The sequence below is a fragment of the Candidatus Eisenbacteria bacterium genome (assembly GCA_016867495.1).
Taxonomy (GTDB): Bacteria; Eisenbacteria; RBG-16-71-46; order CAIMUX01; family VGJL01; genus VGJL01.
Window position 1 is genome coordinate 1 of record VGJL01000112.1, and the last position, 8,468, is coordinate 8,468.

The window sequence follows — 8,468 nt, forward strand, 5'->3', positions numbered from 1 at the left end:
CTCTCCGACGGCCTCACGGTCGAGGTGAAGGCGGGGCTCGCGGAGACCGACTCCGTCCTCGAGCCGGAGCGGAGCCGGCTCGAGAAGAAGTAGGGGCGCGATGCAGCTCCGAATCGTCCTGATCCAATTCTGGCGCGACCTGAAAGCGCAGCGGCTCCGCACGGCCTTGACCCTCTTCGGGCTCGCCTGGGGGACGTTCTGCGTTGTCCTGCTCCTCGCCTTCGGCGAAGGGGTCTCGCGCGAGATGCTCGTCTCGATGACCGCGCTCGGCGAGCGGAACATCATCATCTGGGGATCCCGCACCTCGATGCCGTTCGAAGGGCTCGCGCGCGGAAGGCGCATCGCCCTGGAGGACTCCGACGCCGACGCGATCCTGAGGCTCGTGCCCGCGGTCGTCCGCGCGAGCCCGGAGTACAGCGACCACGCCGTCCTGAAGGGGCCCAAGGGGGAGCCATCGGCGGGGATCGCCGCGGTGCGCCCGTGCTTCGGCCCCATGCGGATGATCGAGCCGTCCTCCGGAGGCCGGTTCCTCAATGACCGCGACGAGGCCGAGCGCCGCCGCGTCGTCTTCCTGGGGGATCAGGTCCGCCAGGACCTCTTCAGCGACGAGCAGGCCGTCGGACGGACGATCGAGATCCGCGGGATCCAGTTCCTCGTCATCGGCACCCTGCCGAAGAAGCCGCAGGACTCGAGCTACAGCGGGCGGGACGACAACAAGATCTTCATCCCCGCCTCGGTGGCGGTCGCCTCCTTCGGCCAACGATGGCCCGACAACATGGTCGTCGAGATCGAGAAGGGGGCCGACGCCAAGGAGGCGCTCAAGGAGATACGCGCGGTCCTCGGAAAGGTCCATCACTTCGATCCCGCCGACGAGGAAGCCCTGATGACCTGGGACGTCGGCGAGATGGTGCAGATGTTCCACACGCTCTTCCTGGGGTTCAGGATGTTCCTCGGGATCCTCGGGGTCCTGACGCTCGCCGTCGCCGGGATCGGCGTCTCGAACATCATGAGCATGGTCGTGGAGGACCGGACCTCGCAGATCGGGATCTCCATGGCGATCGGCGCGCGCAAGCGATGGATCCTGAGCCAGATCCTCCTCGAGACCCTCCTGGTCGTAGGGCTCGGCGGGACGATCGGCGTCCTGCTCGCCCTTGGAGTCGTCAAGGCGAGCGGGCTCATCACGCTGCCGGAGGGGTTCGGCACGCCTGTCTTCTCTTGGCAGACGGCGGTCGTGACGGCGGGTCTCCTGAGCCTGATCGGAATCGTGTCAGGGATGGGCCCCGCCCGCCGAGCGGCGGGGCTCAACCCGGCGGTCGCCCTGAGGAGTTGACCGATGGGACCCGGGAGACAGGGGCTCGCCTTGATGGTCCGCTTCCTCGGCCGCGGAAGGTCGCGCCCCGCCGCGATCCTCCTCGCCGTCGGCTGGGGCACGCTCGCGATGATGCTCCTCCTGGCCTTCGGCGAGGGACTCAAGCTCACCATGGAGACGGGCCGCTACGGGCTCGGGCTCGATCCCGTCATCGTCTGGGCGGGCACCACGACGAAGCCATGGATGGGGATGAAGGCGGGGCGCGGCATCGATCTGAATGAAGAGGACCTCGCCGCGCTCGAGCGCGAGATCCCCGAGATCGACGAGGTCGCCGGTGAGCGCCAGAGATGGGCCGTCGACATCACGTGGGGCTCCAAGGCGGTGTCCACGCACCTGACGGGCGTGATGCCCTGCTACGAGGGGATCAGGACCCACCATCCGCAGCGGGGCGGCCGGTTCCTGAACGAGACCGATCAGGCACAGGGGCGCCGCGTCATCTTCCTGGGGCCGGATCTCAAGGAGCGCCTCTTCGGCCCGGAGGCGGCTGTGGGACAGAGCGTGCAGATCCACGGAGTCCCCTTCACCGTGGTCGGCGTGATGATCGACAAGCAGCAGATGGGCATGTACAGCGGCCCTGACGTGAACAAGGCATCGATCCCGCTCTCGACCTTCGAGTCGGTCTTCGGCAAGACCGAATACAGCCTGATGCTCTACACCATCAAGCCCGACGCCGATTCGAAGGAAGTGGAAAAGAAGGTCCGAGAGGTCTTCGCCCGCCGCCAGAGATTCGATCGGGAGGACGAGAGCGCGCTCCACTTCTGGGATACGATCGAGAACCGCAAGGAGACGGCCAAGGTCATGAACGGGATGCAGATCTTTCTCGGACTCGTGGGGGGCATGACGATACTGGTCGCTGGAGTCGGCCTCGCGAACATGCTCTTCGTCATGGTCCATCGCCGGACGCGGGAGATCGGCATGCAGATGGCGATCGGGGCGCGCAAGGCCGCGATCACATCCCAGGTCGTCGGCGAGTCGCTGATCCTCGCGGGAATCGGCGGGTATCTGGGGATCGGCCTCTCGTGGCTCGTCGTCGAGCTGCTGCAGCGGATTCCGATCAAGAACGAAGGGCTTCAGTTCCTCGGCAAGCCGACCCTCTCCCTCCCGCTCGGGATCGTCACCGTCGCCGTGCTCGTCGGGATCGGATGTCTCGCGGGAGCCCTGCCTTCCCGCCGCGCGGCCCGCTTGAACCCTGTGGAGGCGTTGCGCCATGAGTGACGCGAGATCGGCCATCATCGAGATGAGAGGGATCACCAAGATCTACGACGGCGGATCCCTCGAGGTGGCGGCCCTGCGCGACGTGGATCTGACGGTCCGAGGCGGCGAGATGATCGCGGTGATCGGCGCCTCCGGCTCCGGCAAGTCGACGCTGATGAACTTGATCGGATGTCTCGACACGCCGACGAGAGGAACCTACAGATTCGAGGGCAGGGACGTGACGCTCCTCGACGGCGAGGAACTGGCCGGTCTCCGCAACAGATCGATCGGCTTCGTCTTCCAGTCGTTTCATCTGCTTCCCTACGCCACCGCGCGCGAGAATGTCGAGATGCCGCTTCTCTTCGCGGGATTGCCGTCGCGGGCGCGGCGCGAGCGGGCGACCGAGATGCTCGATCGCGTCGGCTTGCGGGAGCGATCCGAGCACCTTTCCACCCAGCTCTCCGGCGGCGAGATGCAGAGGGTCGCCATCGCCCGGGCCCTCGCGAACCGCCCCAAGGTGATCCTGGCGGACGAGCCTACGGGCAACCTGGACAGCCGCACCGGCCGCGGAATCCTAGAAGTCTTCGTGAAGCTCTGGAGGGAAGGGACAACGATCGTCCTCATCACACACGACATGCGCCTTGCGCGCCTTTGCACGCGCATCCTCCAGCTCCAGGACGGCCGCATCGCCCACGACGGCACGGAAGTACCGGTAGAGGACGAGATCCCGCTGCCGATCGACTGAGCGGCGTCGGCCCCATCGAGGCACGGGCGGCCGGGGCGAAACCGGGGCGCGGCTGGAGCGAGGCTGGGGCGGGACCGGCGCGCCGCGGCGCCGGCCTGTTCCCCGCGACGCTGCCCTTGCGCTATCGTCGGGTCAAACCATCAGGAGACCCGACATGACGCTGGACGACCTGTTCGACGCTCTCTGGCGGGAGTACGCCGCGATCACGCCCGACGCCCACGAAATCCACAGACGGATCGCCGAAAGGGGCGAGACGATCGTCAACGATCACGTCGCCTTCCGCACCTTCGACATCGACCCGATCCGAATCGACTCCCTCGTCCGTCCATTCATCGACCGGGGCTACAGGCCCTCGGGCGAGTATTCCTTCGAGGAAAAGAAGCTCCGGGCCAGGTCCTACATGCACGAAGATCCGACACGGCCTCGCATCTTCATCTCCGAGCTGTTGACCGGGTCCTTCAGCGATCGCCTGAAGGCGATCTGCCGCTCCCTGGCCGAGCAGGTTCCGCCAGGGCGGGCGGGCTCGACCCCCCTCTTCATGGAGGGCAGGATCTGGAGCCCGGTCTCTCATGATGAGTACCTGGGCCTTCTGGAGGAGTCGGAGTACGCCGCATGGACGGCCGCGTTCGGGATCCGGGTCAATCACTTCACCGTCTCGTTCAATCACCTCAAGGGATTCGAGTCGCTCCGCCAGTTCTGCGATTGGCTGGCTTCCTGCGGCTTCCGGCTCCTCGATCCGAGCGACCCGGTTTCGGGGTCGCCCGATGTCTTGCTCGAGCAGGCCTCGATCCTCGCTAGCAGGATCGAGTGGGAGTTCGCGGGGGGCGAGCGGAAGGTGATACCGTCGTGCTACTACGAGTTCGCCCGGCGGTATGTCGATCCGTCCACGGGAAAGCTCTACGCCGGCTTCATCGCCAAGAGCGCGAACAAGCTGTTCGAGTCGACGAACGTCAAACCGTACGGCCGTGAGTCTTGAAGCATCTGCGCGGGCAGAAAAACGATCGCCCGTGGAGGCGACACTGTCCAGGGCAAACTCTCGTCGCGGCTCTCCACAGGCAATCGCGTCACTCGAGGGATCGGATCCCTCGACTTGACGATGCCCGAGGGGCACGCCCGCCGGTATCGGGGAATCCCTGAGTCGGGGAGGGCAAATTCCTTAGCGGAGACTGGCCGGGGATCGCGCGACGATGGGCTGAAAAGACCAGCTAGAGCGAGGTGAGGCCGTGTCGGACCGCCCACTTGGTCAGTTCCGCAACGCTATTGATTCCAAGCCGTTCCATAATCTGATGTCGGTGGGTCTCCACGGTCTTGGGGCTGACTTTGAGGAGCAGCGCGATCTCCTTGGTCGTCCTGCCCTCGGCCAGGAGCTGAAGAACCTCACGCTCGCGGGGCGTCAGGCTGGGGGTCGCCCTGTCGTCTTCGTCCGCAGGCCGCCTTGTGACTTCCTCGACCACCACGTCGGCAATGCCGGGGCTCACATACCGGTGGCCCTCGGCCACGGCGTGAATCGCGCGCGCGAGCTCGTCCCTCGTGCAGTCGTCCTTGAGGAGATACCCGGAAGCGCCCGCCCGCAGCATCTCGATCACGAAGCGGCGGTCGGAGTGGATCGAGAGGGCGATGACCTCGGTCCGTGGCGCGGACGACTTGATCTGGCGGGTCGCCTCTATCCCGTTCAGACCCGACATGGTGATGTCCATGACCACGATCTGGGGATCGAGCTTGCCCGTGAGCTCGACGGCCCTGCGTCCGTTCTCCGCTTCCCCCACGACAGTCATGCCGCGCTCCTGCTCGAGGAGGGCGCGCAGGCCTTGCCGCATGATTGGATGGTCGTCGGCAATGAGAATCCGCAGACTCATCTCACTTCCCTCCCGCCGGACCGCCTGCCCTGACCAAGGGCATGGTCAGAGTAGCCTTCGTGCCGGCTCCAGGTCTCGAGTCGATGGACAGACCCCCGCCGAGCGGCGAGATCCGCTCGCGGATGCTGAAGAGACCGAACCCCGAGGCGCGCTCCCCCGGCGCCTCGACGTCTTCGGGGGAGAACCCGACCCCATCGTCCTGGACGCTCAGGACGATCGCGTCCCCCTCGATCCTGCTCGAGAGGACGATGCGACGGGCGGCGGCATGCTTCACCACGTTGACGAGAAGCTCCCGGACCGCCCGGAAGATCAGGCCCCTTGCATCGGAGTCGAGGCGCTTCTCCGTGCCGTCATGGGTGAAGGCGACGGCGATCCTGTTCTCCTTGCCGATGCGCTCGAGGAGCCACTCGAGGGCCGGATCGAGCCCGAGCTCGTGAAGAATGGGAGGACTCAGATCGAAGATGAGCGAGCGGGTGTCGCCGATTGTCCTGTCGATGAGGGCGCGCATGTCGGCGATGGCCGCATCGAGCTCGCCGGGATCGCGAATCTCCCGCAGACCGGCCAGGCGCATCTTCGAGAGGGCGAGGGTCTGTCCGATCCGGTCGTGAAGCTCCGCGGCGATACGACGGCGCTCTCGCTCCTCCGTGGCCGCCAGCTCGGATGCGAGGGCGCGGAGGCGATCCCGATAGGTCAGGATCTGGTCCTGGGCCTGTTTGCGGTCGGTCACATCGCTGGCTATGACGAGGGCGACCTCGGACGCGCCGTCGGGTCCGATGAGGGGCCGGATGCGGGACTCGTACCAACGCTCCTCGCCCTGCACGACCGTCTGCCGCTCGTGGATCGCCTCCACGCCCGATTCCAGGACCGCTCGCACGGAGCCGGCCTGCCTGTCGGCATGGTCCCGGGGGAAGAGGTCCCACATCGTCTTGCCCGCGATCTCATCGGGCCGAATGCCGACGGCCGCGCAGGCCCGCGCGTTCGCGAAGTGGAAGACCCCCTCGCGATCGATCAGCGTGATCGCTTGCCCGGACCCCTCGACCAGACCCCGGTACTTCTCCTCGCTCTGCCGCAGGGCCTCGACCACTCCGCGCCTTCTGACCAGGGCGCCAAGCAGATCGGCCGCGACGCGCAGGGCATCGATCTCGACATCGGACCATTCCCGCGCCTCGCTCCGATCGCCGAGGCCGAGGGTGCCCCACCACTGTCCCTCCACCAGAACCGGGACGATCAGGACCGATCCCAGGCCTGCGCGTTCGAGGATGCTCCGGATGGCCTCCGGGAATCTGTCCGCGGAACCGTGGAGAACCTCGCCCGTGCAGAGACGGTCTGCGAAGGCCCGGAACCCCGGAGCATCCACGGAGAAGACTGTCTCGGCAGGGGAGGCTCCGGCGGCGGCGTCTTCGGGATTGATCCAGCCGAGATCCTGCCTCGCCCAGACTCTTCCCTCGCGGTCTGTCTCGTTCTCGAAGAGGAGGATGCGGTTGACCCGGATCGCCCTGCCCAGGCGCTCGAGAACCGCCTCCATGTCCTCCCTCCAGCGCCTGGATCCGGGAACGCGCGCGGCCGCGAAGGCGATCGCCTCGAGGATCTCGTCCCGGCGCCTCAGCTCTTCCTCGGCTCGGCGACGCTCGGAGATGTCGCGGATGATCCCTTCGTGGCGGCCGTCCGGCAGCTTCCGGCTAGAGATCTCGACCGGGACGATCGAGCCGTCGGATCTCAGCACGCTCAGCTCCGCGCGAACGGCCTGGCCTCCCTCGACGGCATCGAAGATCGCTCTCGCCTCCCGCCTGCCTTCCTCGAGGGAGAAGTCCCCGACACCGCGACGCAAGAGCTCCTCGCGCGCGCAGCCGAGGATCTCGCAGGCCTTGCTGTTCGCCTCGATGTACCTCCCATGCGCGTCGGTCATCACGATGCCGTCGGATGCCTCCTCGACGAGCGTGCGGTAACGCTCCTCGCTCGCGCGCAGATCCCGGTCGATCGCCTCTCTCCCGATCACGCCCCCGAGAATGTCCGCGACGACCCGCATGGCATCGATCTCGAAGGACTCCCAGGTCCGCTCCCGTCTGCAGTCGGAGAGGACGATGACTCCCGACCACTTCGACCCAACGAGAATCGGCACGGTCACGAAGGACCGGATGCCCCGGCTGTCGAAGACTGCCCGCAAGGGAGCAGGGTAGGCATGGGGGGGATCGAGCAGGATCTCCCCGCGCTTGAGCCTCTCGATCCAAGGCTGGCAGCCGATCTCGCGCAGAGGGAGAGCGATGTCGAGGTCCGGGTTCGAGGAAGGCGGTCCCACGGACGGATCGAACCAAGCGAGGTGCCGGCGGGTGCGGATTTCCCCGTCCGCATCCTGAGAGGCCTCCCAGTAGAAGGCCCTGTCGATATCGATGGCCCGCGCGATCGACTCGAGGATGCTCGGGATCCCCTCGCTCCAGTCGGGAGTCCTGAGCAGCGTTTCCGCCACGGTCGCGACCGCCTGCAGGATCTCCTGGCGACGCGACATCTCCCTTTCGAAGCGCTTCCGCTCGGAGATCTCCCGCAGCGCGACGATATCCGCCGGGGCCCCTTCCCAGACAACCGGGGAGACGACGATCTCGAGCGGCACCGGCGCACCTTCCGCGTTTCGGCCCACGATCTCGTAGCGGGAAGGGACGGGCAGGCCCGCGTGGCGGGCCTTGCGGATCTCGGTGATCCGCGCGGCCTCCTCCGGCGGGAGGATGGACGTGAAGATCTTGCCGATGAGCCAGCCCCTTGGGAATCGGGCCAAGTCGTGGGCGGCCGGGTTCGCATAGACGATCGTGCCGTTGCGGGCGACAACGGCAACGGCGTCGAGCGTTCCCTCGACGATGGCATGGAAACCGTGTCCCTCCGCGGGCACTCTCTCGGTCATACTCGGTTCGTCCCTCACGCCCGGGCGCGCCCGTGAGGCCGCGCGCGGCTCGGCCGGCCGCAGATGAGGTTACCAGATTCTGTGGGAGGGATCGAGTTCGGACGGGGCGCAGACCGCCCCACAGCGCAACGCAGGCTTCTGCTACGATCCCGTCAACCGAGGAGCGAACGATGAACGCGATCAGACAGCCCGAGCTCAAGCGCCCGCTGGTCTCGCTCGACCTGGAGACGACGGGAACCTATGTCTTCAGGGACCGGATCGTGGAGATCGCCATGGTCAAGCTCCACCCGGACGGCAGGCGGGAGCGCTGGGTCCGGCGGGTGAATCCCGAGATGCGGATCCCCATCGAGGCGACCGCCATTCACGGGATCACGAATGCCGACGTCGAGGGCAGCCCCACCTTCCGCAAGATCG

General features: G+C 66.8%; 7 protein-coding genes. 5 read left to right on the top strand and 2 right to left on the bottom strand.

Annotated elements, in window-relative coordinates; translation table 11 throughout:
- Positions 1–100: 100 nt before the first annotated feature.
- From FJY88_09800 to FJY88_09815, 4 genes are all read left to right on the top strand, one after another.
- Complete coding sequence (locus tag FJY88_09800; GenBank protein ID MBM3287624.1) at positions 101–1,330, top strand: FtsX-like permease family protein; 1,230 nt, start codon at positions 101–103, stop codon at positions 1,328–1,330.
- Between the two features lie 3 nt (positions 1,331–1,333).
- Positions 1,334–2,584 (top strand): ABC transporter permease, encoded by a 1,251-nt coding sequence (locus tag FJY88_09805; protein MBM3287625.1) that lies wholly within the window; start codon positions 1,334–1,336, stop codon positions 2,582–2,584.
- Positions 2,577–3,308, top strand: coding sequence for an ABC transporter ATP-binding protein (locus FJY88_09810; protein ID MBM3287626.1), 732 nt, complete (start codon positions 2,577–2,579; stop codon positions 3,306–3,308). The genes FJY88_09805 and FJY88_09810 overlap by 8 nt, the downstream gene beginning before the upstream one ends.
- 154 nt (positions 3,309–3,462) lie before the next feature.
- A complete protein-coding gene (locus tag FJY88_09815) occupies positions 3,463–4,284 on the top strand; it encodes a DUF1338 domain-containing protein (protein ID MBM3287627.1) in 822 nt (273 codons plus the stop codon).
- 229 nt (positions 4,285–4,513) lie between these two features.
- Here FJY88_09815 and FJY88_09820 read toward each other — a convergent pair whose 3' ends face one another.
- Both FJY88_09820 and FJY88_09825 read right to left on the bottom strand, forming a co-directional pair.
- Entirely contained in the window at positions 4,514–5,164 is a 651-nt protein-coding gene (locus tag FJY88_09820) for a response regulator transcription factor (GenBank protein ID MBM3287628.1), read from the bottom strand.
- A gap of 1 nt (position 5,165) precedes the next feature.
- Entirely contained in the window at positions 5,166–8,054 is a 2,889-nt protein-coding gene (locus tag FJY88_09825) for a PAS domain S-box protein (protein ID MBM3287629.1), read from the bottom strand.
- A gap of 170 nt (positions 8,055–8,224) precedes the next feature.
- Between FJY88_09825 and FJY88_09830 the strand changes: the two genes are divergently transcribed.
- On the top strand, positions 8,225–8,468 hold a 244-nt coding region (locus FJY88_09830; protein ID MBM3287630.1), incomplete at its 3' end, for a 3'-5' exonuclease.